The organism is Pseudomonas spelaei (assembly GCF_009724245.1).
In the GTDB taxonomy this organism is placed as follows: Bacteria; Pseudomonadota; Gammaproteobacteria; order Pseudomonadales; family Pseudomonadaceae; genus Aquipseudomonas; species Aquipseudomonas spelaei.
Genome location: NZ_WNNK01000013.1, coordinates 173,035 through 195,717 on the forward strand (window position 1 = coordinate 173,035; position 22,683 = coordinate 195,717).

Annotated in this window: 21 protein-coding genes and 1 pseudogene; 14 read left to right on the forward strand and 8 right to left on the reverse strand. The window is 58.6% G+C overall.

The features are described from left to right. Positions 1 to 13: 13 nt before the first annotated feature. The 4 genes from GNF76_RS16780 to dksA all read right to left on the reverse strand — a co-directional run bounded on the left by GNF76_RS16780 (position 14) and on the right by dksA (position 4,606). A complete protein-coding gene (locus tag GNF76_RS16780; protein ID WP_178123373.1) occupies positions 14 to 2,968 on the reverse strand; it encodes a sensor histidine kinase in 2,955 nt (984 codons plus the stop codon). Next, positions 2,952 to 3,128 carry a hypothetical protein gene (locus GNF76_RS16785; protein WP_003176118.1) on the reverse strand — a complete coding sequence of 59 codons (177 nt, stop codon included), beginning with the start codon at positions 3,126 to 3,128 and terminating at the stop codon, positions 2,952 to 2,954. The genes GNF76_RS16780 and GNF76_RS16785 overlap by 17 nt, the downstream gene beginning before the upstream one ends. A gap of 62 nt (positions 3,129 to 3,190) precedes the next feature. Continuing rightward, a complete protein-coding gene (gene gluQRS / locus GNF76_RS16790) occupies positions 3,191 to 4,078 on the reverse strand; it encodes a tRNA glutamyl-Q(34) synthetase GluQRS (protein WP_155584245.1) in 888 nt (295 codons plus the stop codon). Positions 4,079 to 4,162: 84 nt separating this feature from the next. Next, the gene (gene dksA, locus GNF76_RS16795; protein WP_155584246.1) at positions 4,163 to 4,606 is read right to left on the reverse strand and encodes an RNA polymerase-binding protein DksA; all 444 of its coding nucleotides are present in this window, start codon (positions 4,604 to 4,606) and stop codon (positions 4,163 to 4,165) included. Between the two features lie 323 nt (positions 4,607 to 4,929). Here dksA and GNF76_RS16800 point away from each other — a divergent pair, with 323 nt between their 5' ends. Then, positions 4,930 to 6,102 (forward strand): pyridoxal phosphate-dependent aminotransferase, encoded by a 1,173-nt coding sequence (locus GNF76_RS16800; RefSeq protein WP_155584247.1) that lies wholly within the window; start codon positions 4,930 to 4,932, stop codon positions 6,100 to 6,102. Continuing rightward, positions 6,102 to 6,815: a DNA/RNA nuclease SfsA gene (gene sfsA / locus GNF76_RS16805; RefSeq protein WP_155584248.1), complete on the forward strand. Its 714-nt coding sequence runs from the start codon at positions 6,102 to 6,104 to the stop codon at positions 6,813 to 6,815. The genes GNF76_RS16800 and sfsA overlap by 1 nt, the downstream gene beginning before the upstream one ends. On the opposite strand, the gene GNF76_RS16810 is transcribed toward sfsA, so the two are convergent. Then, positions 6,812 to 7,129 (reverse strand): Rieske (2Fe-2S) protein, encoded by a 318-nt coding sequence (locus tag GNF76_RS16810; protein WP_155584249.1) that lies wholly within the window; start codon positions 7,127 to 7,129, stop codon positions 6,812 to 6,814. The two genes, sfsA and GNF76_RS16810, sit on opposite strands and share 4 nt — an antisense overlap. 207 nt (positions 7,130 to 7,336) lie before the next feature. Between GNF76_RS16810 and GNF76_RS16815 the strand changes: the two genes are divergently transcribed. The 3 genes and pseudogenes from GNF76_RS16815 to GNF76_RS16825 all read left to right on the forward strand — a co-directional run. After that, positions 7,337 to 8,215, forward strand: a complete 879-nt coding sequence (locus tag GNF76_RS16815) for a heme/hemin ABC transporter substrate-binding protein (RefSeq protein WP_155584250.1) — start codon at positions 7,337 to 7,339, stop codon at positions 8,213 to 8,215. Further along, the gene (locus GNF76_RS16820) at positions 8,212 to 9,249 is read left to right on the forward strand and encodes a FecCD family ABC transporter permease (RefSeq protein WP_155584251.1); all 1,038 of its coding nucleotides are present in this window, start codon (positions 8,212 to 8,214) and stop codon (positions 9,247 to 9,249) included. Before GNF76_RS16815 ends, GNF76_RS16820 begins: the two co-directional genes overlap by 4 nt. Positions 9,250 to 9,296: 47 nt before the next feature. Next, a pseudogene (locus tag GNF76_RS16825) lies at positions 9,297 to 10,016 on the forward strand (heme ABC transporter ATP-binding protein); the annotation flags it as partial. 258 nt (positions 10,017 to 10,274) lie between these two features. Here the strand turns inward: GNF76_RS16825 and GNF76_RS16830 are convergent. The 3 genes from GNF76_RS16830 to GNF76_RS16840 form a co-directional block, all read right to left on the reverse strand. Next, a complete protein-coding gene (locus GNF76_RS16830) occupies positions 10,275 to 10,547 on the reverse strand; it encodes a TfoX/Sxy family protein (protein ID WP_155584253.1) in 273 nt (90 codons plus the stop codon). Between the two features lie 204 nt (positions 10,548 to 10,751). After that, a complete protein-coding gene (locus tag GNF76_RS16835) occupies positions 10,752 to 11,096 on the reverse strand; it encodes a pentapeptide repeat-containing protein (RefSeq protein ID WP_178123374.1) in 345 nt (114 codons plus the stop codon). A gap of 92 nt (positions 11,097 to 11,188) precedes the next feature. After that, positions 11,189 to 12,745, reverse strand: a complete 1,557-nt coding sequence (locus tag GNF76_RS16840; protein ID WP_178123375.1) for a bifunctional aminoglycoside phosphotransferase/ATP-binding protein — start codon at positions 12,743 to 12,745, stop codon at positions 11,189 to 11,191. 118 nt (positions 12,746 to 12,863) lie between these two features. On the opposite strand from GNF76_RS16840, the gene mrcB reads away from it, so the two are divergent. The 9 genes from mrcB (at position 12,864) to msrQ (ending at position 22,676) form a co-directional block, all read left to right on the forward strand. Then, on the forward strand, positions 12,864 to 15,188 hold the full coding sequence (gene mrcB / locus GNF76_RS16845) for a penicillin-binding protein 1B (RefSeq protein ID WP_155584254.1): 2,325 nt from the start codon (positions 12,864 to 12,866) through the stop codon (positions 15,186 to 15,188). A 16-nt stretch (positions 15,189 to 15,204) separates the two neighbouring features. Beyond that, the gene (locus GNF76_RS16850; RefSeq protein ID WP_178123376.1) at positions 15,205 to 15,936 is read left to right on the forward strand and encodes a tetratricopeptide repeat protein; all 732 of its coding nucleotides are present in this window, start codon (positions 15,205 to 15,207) and stop codon (positions 15,934 to 15,936) included. Next, complete coding sequence (locus GNF76_RS16855) at positions 15,936 to 16,265, forward strand: YqcC family protein (RefSeq protein ID WP_155584255.1); 330 nt, start codon at positions 15,936 to 15,938, stop codon at positions 16,263 to 16,265. Before GNF76_RS16850 ends, GNF76_RS16855 begins: the two co-directional genes overlap by 1 nt. A 431-nt stretch (positions 16,266 to 16,696) precedes the next feature. Beyond that, positions 16,697 to 18,421: an acetolactate synthase 3 large subunit gene (locus tag GNF76_RS16860; RefSeq protein WP_178123377.1), complete on the forward strand. Its 1,725-nt coding sequence runs from the start codon at positions 16,697 to 16,699 to the stop codon at positions 18,419 to 18,421. Between the two features lie 2 nt (positions 18,422 to 18,423). After that, positions 18,424 to 18,915: an acetolactate synthase small subunit gene (ilvN, locus tag GNF76_RS16865; protein WP_003176102.1), complete on the forward strand. Its 492-nt coding sequence runs from the start codon at positions 18,424 to 18,426 to the stop codon at positions 18,913 to 18,915. 46 nt (positions 18,916 to 18,961) lie between these two features. After that, positions 18,962 to 19,978, forward strand: coding sequence for a ketol-acid reductoisomerase (ilvC, locus tag GNF76_RS16870; RefSeq protein WP_007948647.1), 1,017 nt, complete (start codon positions 18,962 to 18,964; stop codon positions 19,976 to 19,978). A 143-nt stretch (positions 19,979 to 20,121) separates the two neighbouring features. Next, positions 20,122 to 20,979, forward strand: coding sequence for a CDP-diacylglycerol--serine O-phosphatidyltransferase (gene pssA, locus GNF76_RS16875; RefSeq protein ID WP_155584257.1), 858 nt, complete (start codon positions 20,122 to 20,124; stop codon positions 20,977 to 20,979). Positions 20,980 to 21,042: 63 nt separating this feature from the next. After that, positions 21,043 to 22,056, forward strand: coding sequence for a protein-methionine-sulfoxide reductase catalytic subunit MsrP (gene msrP, locus GNF76_RS16880; RefSeq protein WP_155584258.1), 1,014 nt, complete (start codon positions 21,043 to 21,045; stop codon positions 22,054 to 22,056). Further along, positions 22,056 to 22,676 (forward strand): protein-methionine-sulfoxide reductase heme-binding subunit MsrQ, encoded by a 621-nt coding sequence (gene msrQ / locus GNF76_RS16885; RefSeq protein WP_155584259.1) that lies wholly within the window; start codon positions 22,056 to 22,058, stop codon positions 22,674 to 22,676. The genes msrP and msrQ overlap by 1 nt, the downstream gene beginning before the upstream one ends. The last annotated feature ends 7 nt before the right edge of the window (positions 22,677 to 22,683 follow it).

Genomic DNA, 22,683 nt, shown 5'->3' on the forward strand with positions numbered 1-22,683 from the left:
TCTCTCGACGGTCTCAGTTCACAGCGGACGTCGCTTCGACATGACGCGGCAAGGTCACCCGAATACGGGTGCCGCGTTGGCTTTCGGTGTCAGCCGGGCTGTCGATGGTGATTTGTCCATAATGCTCTTCAACGATGGAATAGACCAGTGCGAGGCCCAGACCGGTGCCTTCACCCGGATCCTTGGTGGTGAAGAAGGGTTCGAACAATCGGTCCTTGATGTTCTGTGGAATGCCGCTGCCTTCGTCCTCGACGATCAGGTCGATGGTGTGCTCGAAAGCCTCGCTCTTGACACGTACCGCGCTGCCGGCCGGTGATGCATCGCGGGCGTTGGACAGCAAATTGATCAGCACCTGTGCCAAGCGCTGAGAGTCTCCGTCGACCCAGTGGTCCGGGTCGCACAGGTTGAAGAACTGTACTTCGAAATTGCGCCGGTTCAAGGCCAGCAGCCCAATGGCATCCTGGGCAACTTCCGCCAGGCATACCGCTTCATCATGATTTTGATGGGCGCCAGCGTGGGCGAAGCTCATCAGCGACTGCACGATGCGTGAGACACGTTTGGTCTGTTCGAGGATTTGCCCGCTGATTTCGGTGATTTCACCGTCTTCTTCCCGCTCTTCCCGCAGGTTCTGCGCCAGGCAGGCGATGCCGGTGATCGGATTGCCGATTTCATGGGCGACACCGGCGGCCAGGCGACCAATGCTGGCCAGGCGCTCGGAGTGCACCAGTTTGTCTTCGAGCATCTGGGTTTCGGTCAGGTCTTCTACCAGCAGCACCAAACCGCTGTTGCCGGGTGCCAGCGGCTCGTCGATGGCCGCTTTGTGCAGGTTGAGCCAGCGGGTCTGGCCGTCGAGGGCCAGGTGCTGTTTGTGCAAGTGCTCATCCGGCAGGTTGATAAAACCCTGGAGCAGCTCTTTCCATGGCTCGCCGATGGTGTTCAGGCGTGAGCCCACCACACGCTGGGCGGCGATGCCGGTGAGCTCTTCCATGGCTTTGTTCCACATCAGGATCTCTTGATCCTTGGCCAGGGAACAGACGCCCATGGGCAACTCCTGCAATGTTTGGCGGTGATAACGGCGCAGGGCGTCGAGTTCGGCGGCAAGGCCGGTGAGGCGCGAGTGATAATCCTCAAGCCGGCTTTCGATGAAGTGGATGTCCTCGGTGACATAGTTCTCACCACCCGCCTTGTAGGGCAGGAAGGTCTCGACCATGTCCTGGGACACGCTGGGGCCCATCAGCCCGGACAGGTTGGCTTCGATACGATCACGCAGGCGACGCAAGGCATAAGGCCGGCGCTCGTCGAACGGCAAGTAAAGGTCACGCAATGCCTGTTCGACCTCCTTTTGCGCAGCCTTGGCGCCCAGGGGTTTGGCCAATTGCGTGGCGAACTCCTGGGGGGAGGCCGCATGCAATTCGCGGCGCTGCGGACGACGTACGTTGTCCACCGCGCACGCTTCGGCGGCGCTGGTTTCTTCGGGGCTGGCGTTGGTGAACAGTGAGATCAGGGTGAACATGAGTACGTTGGCCGCCAGCGAGGCAATGGCTGCCATGTGCCAGCTGGTGTCGTCCAACACGTAGATCATGTTCAACAACGGAATGTAGAAGCCCTGCAGATTGCCCACCAGCGGCAACAGCATGGTCACCAGCCACACCAGGATCCCGGCCAGCAGCCCGGCGATAAAGCCACGACGGTTGGCGGTGGGCCAATACAGAACCGAGAGCACGCCCGGCAGGAACTGCAAGGTGGCCACAAAAGCGACGATGCCGAGGTTGGCCAGGTCTTGCTCGGCGCCCAGCAACAGGTAGAAGCCGTAACCCGCCATGATGATCGCGACGATCAGCGCCCGGCGTGTCCATTTCAGCCAGCGATAGATATTGCCTTCGGCGGGCGGCTGATACAGCGGCAGCACCAAGTGATTGAGTGCCATGCCCGACAACGCCAGCGTCGTGACGATGATCAATCCACTGGCAGCCGATAAGCCACCAACGTAGGCCAGCAGTGCCAGGGACTTGCTGTTGGCGGCAATCCCGACACCCAGGGTGAAATATTCAGGATTGGTGGTTGCACCCAGTTTCAGGCCGGCCCAGAGGATCAGCGGCACCGCCAGGCTCATCAACAGCAAAAACAGCGGCAAACCCCAACTGGCACTGACCAGCGAGCGCGGATTGAGGTTTTCGGTGAAGGTCATGTGGTACATGTGCGGCATGACAATGGCTGAGGCAAAGAACACCAACAGCAGCGTGCGCCATGGGCCTTCTTGCAGCGGCGTGTGCAGCGCGGCAAGTGCGGTCTGGTTCTGCAGCAGCCACAGTTCCAGTTGTTGCGGACCGTCGAACACGCCGTACAGTGCGTAGAGGCCGACGCCACCGATGGCGATAAGTTTGATCACCGATTCAAAAGCAATCGCGAACACCAGGCCTTCGTGTTTTTCCCGGGTGGCGATATGCCGTGAACCGAAGAAAATCGTGAACAGGGTAATCAGCGCGCAGAAGCTCAGGGCAACTCGGTGCTGCACCGGCTCGCGGGTGAGGATGCCGATGGAGTCGGCCACAGCCTGGATCTGCAATGCCAGTAACGGCAGCACACCGATCAACATGAAGATCGTGGTCAGTGCCCCGGCCCAGGTGCTGCGAAAGCGGAAGGCAAACAGGTCCGCGAGGGACGACAGTTGATAGGTGCGGGTGATTTTCAGGATCGGGTAGAGCAGCACCGGCGCGAGCAGAAACGCCCCGGACACCCCGAGATAACTGGAGAGAAAGCCATAACCGTACTGGTAGGCCAAGCCCACCGTGCCATAGAACGCCCAAGCGCTGGCATAGACGCCGAGCGATAAGGTGTAGGTCAACGGATGGCGAATGATCGCCCGCGGAATCATTCCACGCTCACTGATCCAGGCCACCCCGAACAGCGCAGCCAGGTAGGCGGCGCTGATCAGCAGCATCTGGGTCAGGCTAAAGCTCATCGGCATCTTTTTGGCTCTGCAGGATGAAAGTCACAACGATCAGAATCAGCCAAAGCAGATAAGGCCGGTACCACGCGCCTGTGGCGTCGATCCACCAATCCATGATGGCGGGAGAAAACAGATAGATCCCGACGACCAGCAGAAGGACCAATCGATAGATATACATACTGGCCTCTGATTGAAAAACTGCGGCGATGGTAACGGATGGGCGCCAAGCTGCAAGAGCCCTTAATGCAATTGCGCTTCTGCCAGGGTCAGTGTGCGCGGGATCTGCGTGGCATCCCAGTGGCGAATGCCCCAATCCAGCAGTTCTCGCGGGCTGGCGTGGCGCAACGCATTTCCTGGCTGCTGGCCAAGGGCGCGCAGCGCTCTGAGCAGCAAAGGCGTGGCCTGGTCCGTGGTCAAGGGCGGTGAGCGGTAGGATTTGCCCAGCTTGTTACCGTCCGGCTGGATAATCAGCGGCACATGCAGATAGCGCGGCTGGGGCAGGCCCAGCAATTCCTGCAGATACAGTTGACGGGGTGTGGAGTCGAGCAAGTCGGCGCCGCGCACGATATCGGTAACACCTTGCCAGGCATCGTCGAGCACCACGGCCAGTTGATAAGCGTAGAGACCGTCACGGCGACGGATCACGAAGTCTCCGACATCGCGGCCCAAGTGCTGTCGGAATTCGCCCTGCACTCGGTCAGTAAAGTGGTATTCCAGCTCCGGAACCCGTAGGCGGATGGCCGCATCTTGCTGATCGTGGCCCGCGTTGCGGCAAAGGCCGGGATAAATCCCGTTATAGGCTTCCAGTTGCTTGCGCGAGCACGTGCAGGCGTAGGCCAGTCCATGGTTGAACAGGCCATTGAGAGTTTCAGCGTAGGCCTCGTGCCGCTCGCTTTGTCGGACCAGTTCACCGTCCCATTCAAAACCATAACTTTCCAGGGCGTTGAGGATGGCGGCCTGGGCGCCGGGTTCTTCACGCGGGGGGTCCAGGTCTTCCATGCGCATCAGCCAGCGGCCGCTGTTTGCGCGGGCGTCGAGATAGGAAGCGAGGGCTGCGACCAGGGAACCGAAGTGCAAGTGTCCGCTGGGCGTGGGGGCGAAGCGCCCGATGTAAGAAGAGGCTGTCATGGGCCGGATATTACTGGAAAAGACCCAAACGGCAGAAACAAAAATGGGGCGTTCGCACGCCCCATTTGTTCAGCTCGGCGGTAATTACTTGCCGACCTGTTTTTCCTTGATTTCCGCCAAGGTCTTGCAGTCTACGCACATGTCAGCGGTAGGACGCGCTTCCAGACGACGAATACCGATCTCGACACCGCAGGATTCGCACCAACCGTATTCTTCGTCTTCGATCAGTTGCAGGGTCTTGTCGATTTTCTTGATCAGCTTGCGCTCGCGATCACGGGCGCGCAGTTCAAGGCTGAACTCTTCTTCCTGGCTGGCACGATCTGCCGGGTCGGGGAAGTTGGCCGCTTCGTCCTTCATATGGTCAACGGTACGGTCGACCTCCTGCATCAAGTCTTGTTTCCACTTTTGCAGGATCTTGGTGAAGTGCTTGCGCATGGGCTCGCCCATGTACTCCTCGCCCTTCTTTTCCACATAGGGTTCGAAGCCACTGAGGCCTTGAGTTTGCTGTTGCTTTGCTTGGGTGGGCATGAATGGACCGCCTCTCACTCTTCTAATCCATTGCGCAGGATTGCAACATCACCGACACCTGCCGGCCCTGCGGCTGCAAGCGGGCGAACTTACCAGATAGATTCGGGGTGCGCCACTCCCGGTTGTCGAGGCCCGGCTTTGTGGGGGGTGCAAACAGCCGCAGGCTGTAGCAGGGCGGGGCTTGTACTGTCTGGAAGGTTAATTTTAGTCGGTTTGCTGGCACTTGCCCGAAACGTCTGGCCTGGGCGTCGGGGCATATAGAGCATGTTTTGCGCCGCCGGTTGGGTAGAATCGACGTTTGTCCTCATCAGTAAGGAAGGCTAATGGCTCAGCCCTACAGTGCGCGCAGTCGCGCGATCGAACCTTTTCATGTCATGGCGTTACTGGCGCGGGCCAACGAATTGCAGGCCGCCGGCCATGACGTGATTCACCTGGAGATCGGCGAGCCGGACTTCACGACGGCTGAGCCCATCATTAAGGCCGGACAAGAGGCGCTAGCCAATGGCAAGACCCGTTACACAGCAGCCCGTGGCCTGCCGGAGTTGCGCGAAGCCATCAGTGGTTTTTACCAGCAGCGTTACGCACTGGACATCGACCCCGAGCGTATTCTGATCACCCCGGGCGGCTCGGGCGCCTTGCTCCTGGCCAGCAGCCTGCTGGTGGACCCGGGCAAACATTGGCTGCTGGCAGACCCGGGTTATCCGTGCAACCGGCACTTCCTGAGGCTGGTAGAAGGTGCGGCGCAACTGGTCCCGGTAGGCCCCGACGTGCGTTATCAACTGACCGCCGACCTGGTGGCCCGTCACTGGGATCAGGACAGCGTGGGCGCGCTGGTCGCCTCGCCGGCCAACCCTACCGGCACGATCCTGACGCGTGATGAACTGGCCGGGCTGTCGAGTGCGATCAAGGCGCGTAATGGGCATTTGGTGGTGGACGAGATCTATCACGGTCTGACGTATGGCACCGATGCCGCCAGCGTGCTGGAAGTGGATGATGAAGCCTTCGTTTTAAATAGCTTTTCAAAGTATTTCGGAATGACCGGCTGGCGCCTGGGCTGGCTGGTGGCGCCGCCTGCTGCGGTTGGTGAGCTGGAGAAACTGGCGCAGAACCTCTACATCAGCGCACCGAGCATGGCGCAGCATGCGGCCTTGGCCTGCTTTACCCCGCAAACGCTGGGTATTCTTGAAGAGCGTCGCGCCGAGTTTGGCCGTCGGCGCGATTTCCTGTTGCCGGCGTTGCGGGAGTTGGGGTTCGGTATCGCCGTCGAGCCGGAAGGGGCTTTCTACTTGTATGCCGATATCAGCGCATTTGGCGGTGATGCCTTCGCGTTCTGCCGGCATTTCCTCGAAACAGAGCATGTGGCGTTCACGCCCGGGCTGGATTTTGGTCGTTATCAGGCTGAGCACCATGTGCGATTTGCCTACACGCAAAACCTTGATCGGCTACAGGAAGCCGTGGAGCGGATTGCCCGTGGCTTGCGGAGTTGGCAAGGCTGATGCGCTTTCATCCTCCCCTCGAAGAAGGGCGGCTTATTCGCCGCTACAAGCGCTTTCTTGCCGATATCGAAACCGTTACCGGCGAATTGCTGACCATTCACTGCCCAAACACCGGCTCAATGTTCAACTGCATGGTTGAAGGTGGCCAGGTCTGGTTCAGCCGTTCCAGCGACCCCAAGCGCAAGTTGCCCGGTACTTGGGAAATCAGCGAGACCCCACAGGGACGCCTGGCCTGCGTTAATACCGCGCGTGCCAATCAGTTGGTCGAAGAAGCGCTGCGTGCCGGGGTGATCGCCGAGCTCAATGGCTTTACCGGATTGAAGCGTGAAGTGGCTTACGGTCAGGAGAACAGCCGAATAGACTTTCGCCTGGATTACCCCTCGGGCGCGGCCTATGTAGAAGTCAAAAGCGTCACTCTTGGCTTTGACGGCTCCTCGATAGCGGCGTTTCCCGATGCGGTGACTCAGCGCGGCGCCAAGCATTTGCGTGAGCTGGCACATCTGGCCCGTGATGGCGTACGGGCGGTGCAGCTGTACTGCGTCAACCTGTCCGGTATCGACGCAGTACGCCCGGCTGAAGAAATTGATCCCGGTTACGCTACGGCGTTGCGTGAAGCCAAGACTGCTGGCGTGGAAGTGTTGGCATACGGCGTGCGAGTGACCTCAGAGGAAATCTACGTTGACCGTCGTCTGGATGTGATTTTGGGCGACTAGAGCTGTACCCACAGGCCCTGTTCGTCTTCGCGGCCGGGCAGGGCGGTCAGGCTTTGGCCTGCGCAGGGGCCGGCGACGCACTCACCGCTTTCGATCAGGAACAGTGCGCCGTGTGTGGCGCACTGGATCAGGCTGGCGCTGGGATCGAGGAATTGGTCTGTTTGCCATTCCAGCGGCACGCCACGATGGGGGCAGCGGTTGATATAAAAATAGGCCACGCCTTCCCGGCGTACGGCAAACAGCTTGCGGCCGTCGACGTCGAAGCCGAGGCTGCTGTCTGGGGCGAGTGCCTGGGACGGGCAAAGAAACTTCATGTCGATCCTCAAGGGCCGTCGTTTACGGGCTGCAGGGCTATTCTGGGTTTACGGACGAGCCCGGTGCTTGACGTGCAAATGCAAACAATTATCAAATGCCCGCTTCGCCCGTTAGGTAACTGCTCGCTCAGTACGATGCCAGACAGTGTTGATCTGTCACATGGCCGAGTGATTCAGTGGGTCAACCCCTTGGAAGGAAACCCTTTTATGCGCCTGAGTGCCAGCGCTATTGCGCTTGTTGTCGGACTGCTGGTCAATCACGGGGCTCAGGCCGCTGAACCGCCGCAACGTTGGGTCAGCGCTGGCGGGGCGTTGTCGGAGTGGGTGACGGCTTTGGGCGCGGAATCGAAGTTGGTGGGTGTCGACACGACCAGCCAGCATCCTGCGTCGCTCAAGGCGTTGCCGAGCATCGGTTACCAACGTCAGCTCTCGGCCGAAGGCATTCTCAGTTTGCGTCCGCACATCCTGGTAGGTACCGAAGAAATGGGCCCGCCACCGGTACTGGCGCAAATTCGCAGCGCGGGCGTGCAGGTCGAGATGTTTTCGGCCCAGCCTGACCTGCCGACCTTGGAGGGCAACCTTCAGCATCTGGGCAAGTTGCTGGGCAACGAATCCAAGGCCGCTGAGCTGTTTACCGATTACCAGCAGCAGCTTGAGCAGCAAAAGAGCTGGGTTGCCAAGGCTCAAACCACGCAAAAGGCGCCAGGGGTGCTGTTGCTGCTCGGGCATGCCGGTGGCAAACCACTGATTGCCGGTAAAGACACCGCTGCTGATTGGGTGCTGCAGCAGGCGGGCGGGCATAACCTGGCGACCCATAGTGGTTACAAGCCGTTTTCCGTCGAATCCCTGGCCGGCTTGAGTCCTGACGTGCTGGTGTTTGCTGATCGTGCCCTGACGGGGGATGCGGCGCGTGCTGCGTTGTTCAAGGAAAATCCGATCCTGGCTTCAACGCCAGCCGCCAAGAACGGTCGCGTTTTCGAGCTGGACCCTACCCTGCTGGTAGGCGGTCTGGGGCCGCGTCTGCCGCAAAGCCTGGTGAAGCTGTCCGCCGGCTTCTATCCGTCCCAGGCTAAAACTGCCCCATGACTCCTCTGGTTAAACCACGAACGCTGTTTATTGGCTTGAGTCTGCTGTGTGTATTGGCGATCTGGCTGTCATTGGCCTTGGGGCCGGTCAGCCTGCCGCTGCTGGATACGTTGCGGGCGGCCTTGCGCTTGCTCGGGGTGCCGATTGAAGCCCAAGGACTGGAGCAGGCGGAATTGATTCTTGGGCAGATTCGCTTGCCGCGTACCTTGTTGGGTTTGGCGGTTGGCGGTGTGCTGGCGCTGTCGGGCGTCGCCATGCAAGGGCTGTTTCGCAACCCATTGGCCGACCCTGGTTTGGTGGGTGTTTCCAGCGGTGCGGCGCTGGGGGCCGCGATTGCGATTGTCGGTGGTGCATTCTTTGGCGGTCTGCCGGATGCCCTTGGGCCGTATTTGCTTTCATTGTGTGCGTTTCTCGGGGGCTTGGGCGTGACGGCGCTGGTCTACCGCTTGGGACGGCGCAATGGCCAGACGAATGTCGCCACCATGCTGCTCGCCGGGATCGCGCTGACGGCCCTGGCCAGCTCTGCGGTCGGACTGTTCACCTACCTGGCGGATGACGCTACCTTGCGCACCCTGACGTTCTGGAACCTCGGCAGTCTCAACGGTGCCAGTTACTCGCGGTTGTGGCCGCTGCTGTTGGTGAGCGCGGGTGTCGCACTATGGCTGCCACGCCGGGCCAAGGCGTTGAATGCGCTGTTGCTCGGCGAATCGGAAGCCAGCCATTTGGGAATCGATGTCGAAGGTCTGAAGCGTGAGTTGGTGTTCTGCACGGCATTGGGCGTGGGGGCTGCGGTGGCCGCTGCCGGGATGATTGGCTTTGTCGGGTTGGTGGTGCCTCATCTGGTGCGTTTGCTGGCCGGGCCCGATCATCGCGTGTTGCTGCCGGCCTCGGTGCTGGCGGGGGCGAGCTTACTGCTGTTCGCCGATCTGGTGGCACGTCTGGCCCTGGCGCCGGCGGAACTGCCGATCGGTATCGTTACCGCGTTTATCGGCGCACCGTTTTTTCTCTATTTGTTGTTACGAGGGCGCGCCTGATGCTGCAAGTGCAAGCGTTGCAGGTCTGCCGCGGCAAGAAAACCGTGTTGGCGGACGTCACCCTCGATTTGCTGCCGGGCGAAGTGCTCGGCGTGCTGGGTCCTAATGGCGCGGGCAAAAGTACGTTGCTGGGCGCCTTGTGCGGTGAGTTGCAGCCGGACCACGGTCAGGTCTGGCTGGATCGGCGGGCGTTGAAGGACTGGAGCGGCGCGCAACGGGCCCAGCGCCTGGCGGTGTTGCCGCAGACGTCGACCCTGGATTTTGCCTTCCGTGTTGAAGAGGTTGTCGGCATGGGGCGCTTGCCTCATCAGACTGGCCAGGTGCGTGATGATGAGATTATCAACGCTGCCTTGCACGCCGCCGACGTCGGTCATCTGAGTGGGCGCAGTTACCTGGCCTTGTCGGGCGGCGAGCGCCAACGTGTGCACTTGGCGCGGGTGCTGGCGCAACTCTGGCCGGGTGAGGCCGGGCAGACCTTGTTGCTGGATGAGCCGACATCGATGCTCGACCCACTGCACCAGCACACCACTCTGCAAGCCATTCGTATCTTTGCCGACCGTGGTGCCGCCGTGCTGGTCATCCTGCATGACCTCAATCTGGCTGCGCGCTACTGTGATCGCATCCTGCTGCTGGAGGATGGTCGCCCGCATGCGCTGGACACACCCGAGCAGGTCATGCAACCCGGGCCTCTGAAGGCGGTGTTTGGCCTGGACGTACTGGTGCAACCGCATCCCGAGCGTGGGCACCCGCTGATTATCGCGCGCTAAACGCTTCGCACGGCTGATCACTTTTCTCCAGGCAAAAAAAGACCCGGCAAGAGCCGGGTCAAATAACCGTGATTAGCCTGATGAGGAGATAATCTGAGAGTCCGAACCAATGGTCTTCCAGTTATCGGCTGATCTCGCGATCAGTTGTGATAATCATAACGATTCTCATTTGAGAGTCAATAGTTGTTTTTGAAGTCTTTTCGACTTTCCTCGAACATTCGTTTGGGATCCCCGTAAACACTAGGCCAAGTGGCCAGTTCAATTCTTGTGGCGCGCTGATAGGGCATCCAGTTGGCGATTCAGCGCCTCCTTGCGCTCGGCGGGAAGGTCATTCCAGTGCATATCCATCAACGCTCCTTCGATGGCATACAGCAGCACTTTGGAGGCCCTGAACCCTCGAGTTCGTACAGCCCTGTAGGCGTCTACCGCCCCCAGACGGCGAAGATCCGATGCGCTGTGGATGCCCACCGCATGCAGCCACTGCGCCGATGTCTTGCCAAGGTTTTTCAGGTGTTGCAACTCATCATTCATCAAGCCTCCTTGCGACGGCCGAATGGTGCGGTGGGTATCGTGACCAGGCAAGCCTGAAAGGAGTGTAGCGCTCAGTAGGAAAAACGTAGTTGTTTGGTCAGTAACGACGCAAAAGCTTCTAAGGCTGATGCCAGAACTTTGCTTGCGGGCAGGCGAAGGGAGCCCGGCACGCCGGGCGTGCAACCAGGAATGTGAGCGACGGTGCTACTTGGTGCGGTAGCGTAGGCGAGTGCCGAAATTGACCGACATGAGAATCTCGTCGGCAGTCAGCTCCGGTGAGAAGTAAGTGCCCGAGATCTGTGCATGGGCCAGGCTGGCACCCTCCAGGGAGCAGTCACGTAAGTCCAGGCCGCGCAGGTCGGCGGAGCGGAAGTAAGCGTCAGTGAAATCCACGCCCTCAGCGTTCAGGTCGCGCAGGTCCAGGCCGCGAAAGTCGCCCCCACGCATGTCGATGGTGCCGTCTTTCGGACGCTCCTGGTTGAAACCGCGGATGTCATCTTTATGCAGAAGCGCGTACAGCGGGGAATCAAGAAGCTTCGGCTGGCTCACAACGGCGTCTCCTGTTGGATTTATAGTGCCATTATAGTGCCACTATTCCTTGGTCGTGAGCCAGTGAGGGTTTCACGACCAAGAAATTTTTCTTACAGGCCCGGCAGACGCTGGCGAATGTGCGCGACCAGCGCGTCAAGCGTCCCGCTTTCATTGGTCTCGACCCGTTTGCTGAGCAGTAACTCCTCGGCGCTGAGTGGATCGCGGTGGGCTTGTTGTTCTTCGATGATAGTCAGTGTTGCGTCGGACGGGTCGTTCTTGTCTGCCTGACGCTGTGCCAGCCAACTGGTGATAACGGCTTGCGGTGCGTTGCAGTCCAGGATCAGGAACGGCGCACCAGTGGCTTCGGCAATCTTGGCCGCTGCATCGCGTTGCTCACGCTTGAGGAAGGTGGCATCCAGCACCACTGGGAAGCCGGCGCGCAGCACGGTATCGGCAATCGAGTTCAATCGCTCATAAGTGGCGACGCTGGCGTCGGCCGCATAGATACCGGCCTGCGGCGTGTTTTCGACTTTCTGTTCACCAAACAAGCGTTTGCGCTCTACATCCGAACGCAGGCGAACGGCGCCCAGCGCTTCTACCAGGCGCATGGCTACATGGCTTTTGCCGGTTGCCGAGACACCATGGGTGATGGCCAGGAAGCGCGACGGAATGGTGCTATAGCTTTCCGCCAGGTTGGCGTAGTTGCGGTATTGGCGCAGGGCGGTTGCGCGCTGTACGGCATCGGCTTCGGCAGGCATGCTGAACAGGGCGATCTTGGCCCGCACGAGGGCGCGATAGGCTTTATAGAAGTTGAGCAACTCCAGGCCTTGATAGTCGCCGGTCAACTCCAGGTATTGGCTGATAAAGCGCCGGGCCAGGGACTTGAGGCCGCGATCTTCAAGGTCCATGGCCAGGAAGCCGATGTCGGCGTAGACGTCGGTGAAGCGAAACGGTTCGTTGAACTCGATACAGTCGAAGATCACCACATGGCCATCGATGAGGGTCGCGTTGCCCAAGTGGATATCACCGTGGCATTCGCGAATGAAACCATTGAGCTTGCGCTGTTCGAACAGCAGCTTGAGGCGCTCGAAGCTGCTTTCGGCCCAGGCCTGGAGGGCTTCCAATTGCAGCAGGTCGGCCTTGTCACTCAGGAATGGGCGGATTTGCTCGAAATTCTGCCGCACGGGGGCCATCACCTCTTCCGGAGTGCCGGCGACGTGGTCTTGCGCAACCTTGGGAGCATCGAGGTGAAAGTGCGCGATCTGCTTGGCCATCTCGTCGATGTGGGCGGTGGTCAGCTCACCGTTTTTTTGCAGGGTGCTGAGCAGTTGGCTTTGCGGGAACTGGCGCATTTTCAGGGCGTAGTCGATGACCGGGCCGTTGCCTGCCAATTGCGGGGCTTCGAGGCTGCCGGTGATTGGCAACACCTCAAGATACAAATCTTCGGTCAGACGCTGGTTGAGGCGCAGCTCTTCATTACAGAAGTGGCCACGGGCGTCCACGTTGGTGAAGTCGAGGAAGCCGAAATTGACCGGCTTTTTTACTTTATAAGCGTAGGGACCCGTGAGTACGACCCAGGAAATGTGGGTTTCGATGACTTGAAACTCATCCACGGGATGAGGGTACAGGGCCGGGTTTTGCAGGGCAGCGATCAAAGACTGGCTCACGGGCGATCCTTCAGATTCGGGAAAAATTCATGGCGGGCATTATGGCTGCTGTGGCGGGTAGTGCAAACCGCTGTCCGGCTCATGTTGGTCATCAATAAAGTGCGTATAATCCGCCGCCATGACTCGTACCCGATCTCCCCGTTCCCGTAAAAAACCTCCTTCCAGTGGCCTGCGCCCCTGGCTGGGCTGGGCGCTCAAGCTCGGTCTGGTCGGTCTCGTAGTGATCGCAGGCTTCGCGGTGTACCTCGATGCCGTGGTCCAGGAGAAGTTCTCCGGCAAGCGCTGGACCATTCCGGCCAAGGTCTACGCCCGACCGCTGGAGTTGTTCACCGGCCAGAAGCTGAGCAAGGACGACTTCCTCACTGAGCTCGATGCCCTGGGCTATCGCCGGGAAAGCGTGAGCAATGGCCCCGGCGCGGCCTCGGTCAGCGGTAATACCGTTGACTTGAACACCCGTGGCTTTCAGTTCTACGAAGGGCTGGAGAAACCCCAGCCGGTACGTGTGCGCTTCTCTGGCGACTATGTGGCCGAACTGTCTTCGCTCAACGGCTCGAAGCTGCCGGTAGTGCGTCTGGAGCCGCTGTTGATCGGTGGGATTTATCCGAAAAACCTGGAAGACCGCATCCTGATCAAGATCGATCAGGTTCCGCCGTACCTGCTGGATACCCTGATTGCCGTGGAAGATCGGGATTTCTACAGCCACTGGGGCGTGTCACCCAAGTCGATTGCCCGAGCCATCTGGGTCAATACCTCGGGTGGCAAGATGACCCAGGGCGGCAGTACGCTGACGCAACAATTGGTCAAGAACTTCTACCTGACCAACGAGCGCAGCCTGACCCGTAAGCTCACCGAAGCCATGATGGCGATGCTGCTTGAACTGCATTACAGCAAGCAGGAGATCCTTGAGGCCTATCTCAACGAGGTCTTCGTCGGACAGGACGGTCAACGTGCGGTCCACGGTTTTGGCCTGGCCAGTCAGTTCTTCTTTGGCCAGCCATTGTCCGAGCTGAAATTACATCAAGTGGCGTTGTTGGTGGGCATGGTCAAGGGACCGTCCTACTACAACCCGCGTCGTAACCCTGAGCGTGCGCTGGAGCGGCGCAACCTAGTGCTGGACGTACTTGAACAGCAAGGTGTCGCAACCCCTGAACAAGTGGCAGCAGCGAAGAAAATGCCACTGGGTGTGACCACTCGTGGCAAGCTGGCCGACAGCTCGTTCCCAGGCTTTATTGACCTGGTTAAACGCCAACTGCGTGAAGACTATCGCGACGAAGACTTGACCGAAGAAGGCCTGCGGATCTTCACCAGCTTCGACCCGATCCTGCAGATGAAGGCCGAAGCCTCGGTCAACGACACCTTCAAGCGTCTGGCAGGCCGTAAAGGTTCCGACGAAGTCGAAGCCGCGATGGTAGTGACCAATCCGGAAACCGGTGAAGTCCAGGCCATGATCGGCAGTCGCCAGGCCAGCTTTGCCGGGTTCAACCGGGCATTGGATGCCGTGCGGCCGATTGGCTCGCTGGTCAAGCCGGCGGTCTACCTGACGGCCTTGGAAAAACCGAGCAAATACACCCTGACCAGTTGGCTGTCCGATGATCCGTTGTCGGTCAAGGGCGCCGATGGTCAAGTGTGGAAACCGCAGAACTTTGATCGTCGTTCCCACGGTACGGTGTTCCTGTATCAGGGCCTGGCGCACTCTTACAACCTGTCGACCTCCCGGCTTGGTCTTGAGGTGGGGGTTCCCAATGTCCTCAAGACGTTGGCGCGCCTGGGTATCAACCGTGAGTTCCCGGCGTACCCGTCGATGTTACTGGGCGCCGGTGGAATGACCCCGATTGAAGTGGCGACCATGTACCAGACTCTCGCCAACGGTGGTTTCAATACGCCGATGCGCGGGATTCGTAGTGTCTTGACTGCCGAAGGTGAGCCACTCAAGCGCTATCCGTTCCAGATTCAGCAGCGTTTCGATCCGGCTTCTATTTACCTGATCCAGAACGCGATGCAGAGGGTCATGCGTGAAGGTACGGGGCGTTCGGTTTATAGCGTGCTGCCATCAAACCTGACGCTGGCCGGCAAGACCGGTACCAGTAACGATTCGCGAGACAGCTGGTTTGCCGGTTTCAGCCAGGACTTGCTGGCCGTGGTCTGGCTGGGTCGCGATGACAACGGCAAGACCCCCTTTACCGGGGCCACCGGTGCGTTGCAGGTCTGGACCAGTTTTATGCGCAAGGCCGATCCGTTGCCATTGAACATGCCGCAGCCAGACAATATCGTCCAGGCCTGGATTGATCCCCATACCGGGCAGGGTTCTGATGCCAACTGTCCGGGCGCTGTGCAGATGCCGTATATTCGCGGCAGCGAACCGCCTCCCGGTGCAGCATGCGGTGGCAGTGCTCCCGCTGATGCTGAATCGGTGATGGATTGGGTCAAGGGCTGGATGAATTAAGCAAAGAGGGTTTCAAGTGAACAAGTGGTGGATTCCAGCTATTACAGCTCTGGCTTTGCTCAATGGTTGCGCCAGCGTGCAGCGCGGCTCTATTCCGGTGGTGGACGCCGGAACTGCTGTGTCCAACAACGACCGTCTCTCGGCCAATGGCGGCTTCCGCCAGACCGTGGTCACGCGGCCGGCACAAGCCAAGGCCCAAGCCATACCGCAGGATTCCGGCGTGGTGGTGATGGTTCCGGGCGGTGGCGCGGCAACCTCCGCGCCGATCAGCACTCAGCCGTTCACGGTGGGGCCGATCACACCTGGCCCGGTGGACTCGACGCCGATTCAAACGGCGCCGGTCAATCAAGGCACCTACAACATGCCTTCGACGCCGAGCGGGATTCCGTCCGCCAGCGGTGGTGGCTTGTCGGCTGATGAACAGCTTGACGGCCCGGTACTGGCCCTGCTGACCACCGCTCAGCAGCAACAATCCGGTGGCGACCTGAACGGTGCGTCCTCCAGTCTTGAGCGTGCCCAGCGTGTAGCGCCTCGGGAGCCGCAAGTGCTCTATCGCCTGGCTCAGGTACGTATGGCCCAGGGTGATGCACCGCAAGCGGAACAATTTGCTCGTCGTGGCCTGACTCTGGCTAATGGTCGTCCTGATCTGCAAGCCAGCCTGTGGGGCTTGATTGGCGATGCTCGTGAGAAGCAGGGCGATGCTGCTGGTGCTGCTCAGGCTCGGCAAAAAGCCAAGGTTCGCCTCTGATGGATGCACGTTTTCCGGCGATTGCCGAACAGCTGTTGCTGATTGAACGTGAGCTGCGATTGCAGGGCTGGTGGGACGAAGTGTCTCCCAGCAACGAAGCGCTGAGCAGTGTCGAGCCCTTTTCCGTTGATACCCTGGACTTCCATCAGTGGCTGCAATGGATTTTCCTGGTGCGGATGAAGCAAATCCTTGAGCAGGACCTGCCGCTGCCCAATGCGTCGGGGATTTTGGAGATGGCCGAGATGGTCTATGCCGATCGTCCTCTGGAAAGCCTTGGTCTGCGGGATGCGCTGAAAAAGTTCGATCAACTCATCGTCGACGCTCGTTAATTGCCTGACTGCCGGGTTTTCCGGCAGTCTTGCGCACATTTCTACCGCTTGACGACATTCAGGCGAGTTTTATCCCTCCTCAAGCCCCTTTCTTCTACGTTCTCATGCGCTTAGTTGGAAAAAAGCGCAATTATTGCTTGACTTGAAGGGGCTGAAACAGAAGAATCCAAAGTCCGCTGTAGAGGGACTGCCAGAAGCAGACCCACTCAGCAGATCATGAGGCGCACATCCGCGCCGACCTGTTACACCCGCAACGCGTTACCTCGCGCTGGGTGGGAAAATCCCGCAACACTTGGGACGCTCCCAATACTTGCTCAGTCAGTGCTGACGTAGTCGGCGACCACCGTCGCTCATGCTCTGCTGAGAAGTAAACCTATTAAGACCCGTCGGTTTTCAACGGACGGTATTCTGGCGTTTTAGAGGTGAACAACGTGGAGCTTTTATCTGGTGGTGAGATGCTCGTCCGCTTTTTGCGTGACGAAGGCGTCGACTATATCTACGGGTACCCAGGTGGTGCTCTGCTGCATGTCTACGACGCGCTGTTCAAAGAACCGGCTGTTACCCACATCCTGGTTCGCCACGAACAGGCCGCGACCCATATGGCTGACGGTTATGCCCGTGCCACCGGTAAAGCCGGCGTGGTGCTGGTAACGTCCGGCCCTGGCGCGACCAATGCCATCACCGGCATCGCGACGGCTTATATGGACTCCATTCCGATGGTGATCATTTCTGGCCAGGTGCCGAGCACCATGGTCGGTACCGATGCATTCCAGGAAACCGACATGATCGGTATCTCCCGGCCGATCGTGAAGCACAGCTTCATGATCAAGCATGCGTCGGAAATCCCGGATGTCATGAAAAAGGCGTTCTACCTCGCGCAATCCGGTCGTCCGGGTCCCGTGGTGGTCGATATTCCGAAAGACATGACCAATCCCGCGGAAAAGTTCGAATACGTCTTCCCGAAGAAAGCCAAGCTGCGTTCCTACAGCCCGGCTGTTCGTGGGCACTCGGGGCAAATTCGCAAGGCGGTAGAAATGCTCCTGGCGGCCAAGCGTCCGGTGCTTTACTCGGGCGGCGGCGTGATCCTGGGTGGTGGTTCCGCACCGCTGACCGAGTTGGCCAAGATGCTCAACCTGCCGGTGACCAATACCCTGATGGGGTTGGGCGCATTCCCGGGTTCGGATCGCCAGTTCGTCGGCATGCTCGGCATGCACGGTAGCTACACGGCCAACCTGACCATGCACCATGCCGACGTGATCCTTGCGGTGGGCGCACGTTTCGATGACCGGGTAATCAATGGTGCGAGCAAGTTCTGTCCGAATGCCAAGATCATCCACATCGACATCGATCCGGCGTCGATCTCCAAGACCATCAAGGCAGACGTGCCTATCGTCGGTCCTGTGGAAAGCGTATTGACCGAAATGGTCGCGACGCTCAAGGACATTGGTGAAACCCCGAACAAGGAATCCGTTGCCAGCTGGTGGAAGCAGATCGACGAATGGCGCGGTGATCGCGGCCTGTTCCCCTACGACAAGGGCGACGGCAGCATCATCAAGCCACAAGCCGTGATCGAAACCCTGTGCGAAGTGACCAAGGGCGATGCCTTTGTAACCTCGGACGTGGGCCAGCACCAGATGTTCGCAGCGCAGTACTATACGTTCGACAAACCTAATCGCTGGATCAACTCCGGTGGCCTGGGCACCATGGGCTTTGGTTTTCCTGCTGCCATGGGGGTGAAATTGAGCTTCCCGGATGCCGACGTCGCTTGCGTCACCGGCGAGGGCAGCATTCAGATGAACATCCAGGAGTTGTCGACCTGCCTGCAATATGGTTTGCCGGTGAAAATCATCTGCCTGAACAACGGTGTGCTGGGCATGGTTCGCCAGTGGCAGGACATGAGCTACGGCAGCCGTCACTCCCATTCGTACATGGAATCTCTGCCTGATTTCGTCAAGTTGGTTGAAGCCTATGGCCACGTCGGCATGCGCATCACTGATTTGAAGGATTTGAAGCCGAAGATGGCAGAAGCGTTCGCCATGAAGGATCGCCTGGTGTTCCTCGATATTCAGGTCGACACCAGCGAGCACGTCTACCCGATGCAGATCAAAGACGGCTCTATGCGCGACATGTGGCTGAACAAGACGGAGCGTACCTAATCATGCGGCACATTATCTCCCTGCTTCTGGAGAACGAACCGGGCGCTTTGTCTCGTGTGGTCGGCCTGTTTTCGCAACGCAACTACAACATCGAAAGCCTGACCGTGGCTCCGACCGAAGACCCGACGCTGTCGCGCCTGACGTTGACCACAGTCGGCCATGATGAGGTGATCGAACAAATCACCAAGAACCTCAACAAGCTGATCGAAGTGGTCAAGCTGGTCGATTTGTCGGAAAGTGCCCACATCGAGCGTGAACTGATGCTGGTCAAGGTCAAGGCCACGGGTGCCCAACGTGCCGAGATCAAGCGTACTACCGATATTTATCGCGGGCAGATCGTTGATGTGAGCGCCAGCGTTTATACCGTTCAACTGACCGGTACAAGCGACAAGCTGGACAGCTTCATCCAATCGATCGGGACGGCCTCGATTTTGGAAACCGTACGCAGTGGTGTCACCGGGATTGCCCGTGGCGACAAAGTACTCAGCATCTAACTCAATTAGTGAATGGCCTAACGGCCTGGATATATAGAGGAACCTCATGAAAGTTTATTACGAAAAAGATTGTGACCTGTCGATCATCCAGGGCAAAAAAGTCGCCATCATCGGTTACGGCTCCCAGGGTCACGCTCAAGCTTGCAACCTGAAAGATTCCGGCGTCGACGTAACTGTCGGCCTGCGCAAAGGCTCGGCTACTGTGGCCAAGGCTGAAGCTCATGGTCTGAAAGTGACCGACGTGGCATCGGCTGTTGCAGCGGCTGACCTGGTCATGATCCTGACCCCGGACGAGTTCCAGTCCGCGCTGTACAAGAACGAAATCGAGCCGAACATCAAGAAGGGCGCCACTCTGGCCTTCTCCCACGGCTTCGCGATTCACTACAACCAGGTTGTGCCGCGCGCTGACCTCGACGTAATCATGATCGCGCCGAAAGCACCGGGCCACACCGTGCGCTCCGAGTTCGTCAAAGGCGGTGGTATTCCTGACCTGATCGCGATCTACCAGGACGCTTCGGGCAACGCCAAAAACGTTGCACTGTCCTACGCTGCTGGCGTCGGCGGCGGCCGTACCGGCATCATCGAAACCACGTTCAAGGACGAGACTGAAACCGACCTGTTCGGCGAACAAGCCGTTCTGTGCGGTGGTACCGTTGAGCTGGTCAAGGCCGGTTTCGAAACGCTGGTTGAGGCGGGCTACGCGCCAGAAATGGCCTACTTCGAATGCCTGCACGAACTGAAGCTGATCGTTGATCTCATGTACGAAGGCGGCATCGCCAACATGAACTACTCGATCTCCAACAACGCCGAGTACGGCGAGTACGTGACTGGCCCGGAAGTGATCAACGCCGAGTCCCGTCAGGCCATGCGCAACGCCCTGAAACGTATTCAGGACGGCGAATACGCCAAAATGTTCATCAGCGAAGGCGCAACCGGCTACCCTTCGATGACCGCCAAGCGTCGTAACAACGCCGCTCACGGTATCGAAATCATCGGCGAGCAACTGCGCTCCATGATGCCGTGGATCGGTGCCAACAAGATCGTCGACAAAGCCAAGAACTAAGTCGTACGCATCAAGGGAAAACGCGGCTTAGGCCGCGTTTTTTCGTTTGGGGGCTGGTTCTGGTATAAAGCTGCATCGTTTGCGGGCGAACACTCGCCGCAAGTTTCTGTCGAAATTTTTCACACCGTTGCAAGGTAAAGTCCATGAGCGAACGTCCCGAAGAGCCAAGCCAGGCCTCTGACGCCGAAAGCCTGCTACCGATCGATGAACATGTCGAAGAAGGGCATGATGCTGAAGGCCGTAAAGTCCGGCATCGTGGTATCTATCTTCTGCCCAATCTGTTCACCACTGCGAACCTGTTTGCAGGGTTTTACTCCATCATCAATTCCATGAGTGCTCAGAGTGCATTGGCGGCCGGTGATGCTGCCAGCGCCAGTAAGTACTTTGGCTTCGCGGCGATTGCGATTTTTGTCGCGATGGTCCTTGACGGTCTCGATGGTCGTGTAGCGCGAATGACCAATACCCAGAGCGCCTTTGGCGCCGAGTATGATTCGCTGTCCGATATGGTGGCTTTTGGCGTGGCGCCGGCATTACTGGCGTTCGCTTGGGCGCTGGGTGACATGGGCAAGGTCGGCTGGATGGTAGCCTTCATCTATGTAGCAGGTGCTGCGTTACGTCTGGCGCGTTTCAATACCCAGGTGGGTACGGCCGACAAGCGCTACTTCATTGGCTTGGCCAGTCCGGCAGCGGCAGGTGTAGTGGCGGGTATCGTGTGGGCATTCAGTGACTACGGGATCCAGGGTTCGAAGATGTCGTTCCTGGTTGCCTTGATGGTTGCGGCGGCCGGTATGCTGATGGTCAGTAACATCAAGTACAACAGCTTCAAGGAGCTGGACCTCAAGGGGCGTGTGCCATTTGTGGCTATCCTGGCAGTGGTGTTGGTATTTGCAGTAGTCTTCAGTGATCCACCGAGAATCCTGCTGCTGGTGTTCCTTGCCTATGCTGCGTCCGGTCCGGTGCAGTACCTGCTGCATCTTCGTCGACGCAAAACGTTGCCTTAATGTAATTTCCCCCATACTCCGCAGTCTATTGGTGCAGAAGTCCTCCAACGCTGCGGAGTTGCCATGTTAATCAAGTTCCCCAAAGCGTCTGATTGCCAAGAATCGGACGTCACGCCTGAATCCCTCTATTTCTCTCGCCGTAGCTTGCTCGGTGGTGCGCTTGCCGGCATCGCCGCGAGTAGTTTGCCGCGTTGGGCCAGTGCTGATGATGCTGCGCGCTACGCCGACGTTGAGCTGGGCAAGGCGCCAAGCTGGTTTGCCGAAAAACTCCCCGGTACAAAATGGCAGGCGGTTACCGTCAAGGACGAGACCATCACGCCATTCAAGGATGCGACCCACTACAACAACTTTTATGAGTTCGGTACTGACAAAGGGGACCCTGCGGCTAAAGCCGGGTCACTCAAGACCGAACCGTGGAGTGTTGTGATTGATGGTGAGGTCGCCAAGCCTGGACGTTATGCCTTGGAAGACTTCATGAAACCCTATCAGTTGGAGGAGCGAATCTATCGGTTGCGCTGTGTGGAGGCGTGGTCGATGGTTATTCCCTGGATTGGATTTCCGATTTCTGCACTGCTCAAGCAAGTCGAGCCTACTTCCAAGGCCAAGTACATTCGTTTTGAAACCCTGCAGGACCCCAAGAGTATGCCCGGGCAGCGCTCCAGCTTTGCCTTGATTGATTGGCCTTATGTAGAAGGGCTACGGCTGGATGAGGCGATGAATCCCTTGGCGATCCTGGCGGTAGGGATGTATGGCCGGGAGTTGCCGAATCAGAACGGGGCGCCGTTGCGTTTGGTGGTGCCGTGGAAGTATGGCTTCAAGAGCGTCAAGTCCATCGTGCGAATCAGTCTGGTCAGCGAGCAGCCGAAAACAACATGGCAAAGTATTGCGGCGGACGAGTATGGTTTTTATGCGAACGTGAACCCTACGGTCGACCATCCCCGGTGGACTCAGGCACGGGAGCGGCGTCTACCGAGCGGGCTGTTCAGTCCCAATGTGCGCGAGACGCAAATGTTCAACGGCTACTCCGATGAGGTCGCTTCTTTATACAGTGGCCTCGATCTGCGGAAGAACTACTGATGCGCTACCCGATTTGGCGTATCGGCGTCTTTATAGCTGCGGCGATTTGGCCGCTGTTCTGGCTGTATGAGGCCTGGAGCTTTGCCCTTGGGCCTGACCCGGGGAAAGTACTGATGGATCGGTTGGGGCTGGGGACTTTGATTTTGCTATTGGTCACTCTAGGCATGACGCCATTGCAGAAATTGAGCGGTTGGCCAGGGTGGATTTCTGTCCGGCGGCAGTTGGGGCTTTGGTGCTTCGCCTATGTGGTGCTGCACCTGGTGGCTTACTGCGTGTTTATCCTGGGGCTTGATTGGTCGCAACTGGGTGTCGAGTTGCGTAAGCGTCCCTACATTATAGTGGGCACCCTTGGTTTCCTTTGTTTGTTGGTGCTGGCAGTGACGTCCAATCGCTACAGTCAGCGTCGGTTGGGCGCACGCTGGAAGAAGCTGCATCGTCTGGTCTACGTAATTCTCGGGCTTGGTCTGCTGCATATGTTATGGATCGTTCGTGCTGATCTGAAGGAGTGGGCTATCTATGCATCTATAGGTGCGTTGCTTCTGGTGCTGCGTATACCGCCTGTGATGCGTCGAATTCCTCGTCTTATAGCGAAAAAAGCACTTTCTGCAACAAAAGCGTAATTAACCC

Excerpts from the sequence above, each read along its gene's own strand:
- GNF76_RS16810 (WP_155584249.1), bottom strand. The coding sequence starts at position 7,129 with ATGAAGTTTCTTTGCCCGTCCCAGGCACTCGCCCCAGACAGCAGCCTC.
- GNF76_RS16820 (WP_155584251.1), top strand. The coding sequence starts at position 8,212 with ATGACTCCTCTGGTTAAACCACGAACGCTGTTTATTGGCTTGAGTCTG.
- GNF76_RS16800 (WP_155584247.1), top strand. The coding sequence starts at position 4,930 with ATGGCTCAGCCCTACAGTGCGCGCAGTCGCGCGATCGAACCTTTTCAT.
- pssA (WP_155584257.1), top strand. The coding sequence starts at position 20,122 with ATGAGCGAACGTCCCGAAGAGCCAAGCCAGGCCTCTGACGCCGAAAGC.
- GNF76_RS16855 (WP_155584255.1), top strand. The coding sequence starts at position 15,936 with ATGGATGCACGTTTTCCGGCGATTGCCGAACAGCTGTTGCTGATTGAA.
- msrQ (WP_155584259.1), top strand. The coding sequence starts at position 22,056 with ATGCGCTACCCGATTTGGCGTATCGGCGTCTTTATAGCTGCGGCGATT.
- sfsA (WP_155584248.1), top strand. The coding sequence starts at position 6,102 with ATGCGCTTTCATCCTCCCCTCGAAGAAGGGCGGCTTATTCGCCGCTAC.
- GNF76_RS16815 (WP_155584250.1), top strand. The coding sequence starts at position 7,337 with ATGCGCCTGAGTGCCAGCGCTATTGCGCTTGTTGTCGGACTGCTGGTC.
- mrcB (WP_155584254.1), top strand. The coding sequence starts at position 12,864 with ATGACTCGTACCCGATCTCCCCGTTCCCGTAAAAAACCTCCTTCCAGT.
- msrP (WP_155584258.1), top strand. The coding sequence starts at position 21,043 with ATGTTAATCAAGTTCCCCAAAGCGTCTGATTGCCAAGAATCGGACGTC.
- ilvN (WP_003176102.1), top strand. The coding sequence starts at position 18,424 with ATGCGGCACATTATCTCCCTGCTTCTGGAGAACGAACCGGGCGCTTTG.
- dksA (WP_155584246.1), bottom strand. The coding sequence starts at position 4,606 with ATGCCCACCCAAGCAAAGCAACAGCAAACTCAAGGCCTCAGTGGCTTC.
- GNF76_RS16830 (WP_155584253.1), bottom strand. The coding sequence starts at position 10,547 with ATGAATGATGAGTTGCAACACCTGAAAAACCTTGGCAAGACATCGGCG.
- GNF76_RS16785 (WP_003176118.1), bottom strand. The coding sequence starts at position 3,128 with ATGTATATCTATCGATTGGTCCTTCTGCTGGTCGTCGGGATCTATCTG.
- gluQRS (WP_155584245.1), bottom strand. The coding sequence starts at position 4,078 with ATGACAGCCTCTTCTTACATCGGGCGCTTCGCCCCCACGCCCAGCGGA.
- GNF76_RS16780 (WP_178123373.1), bottom strand. The coding sequence starts at position 2,968 with ATGCCGATGAGCTTTAGCCTGACCCAGATGCTGCTGATCAGCGCCGCC.
- ilvC (WP_007948647.1), top strand. The coding sequence starts at position 18,962 with ATGAAAGTTTATTACGAAAAAGATTGTGACCTGTCGATCATCCAGGGC.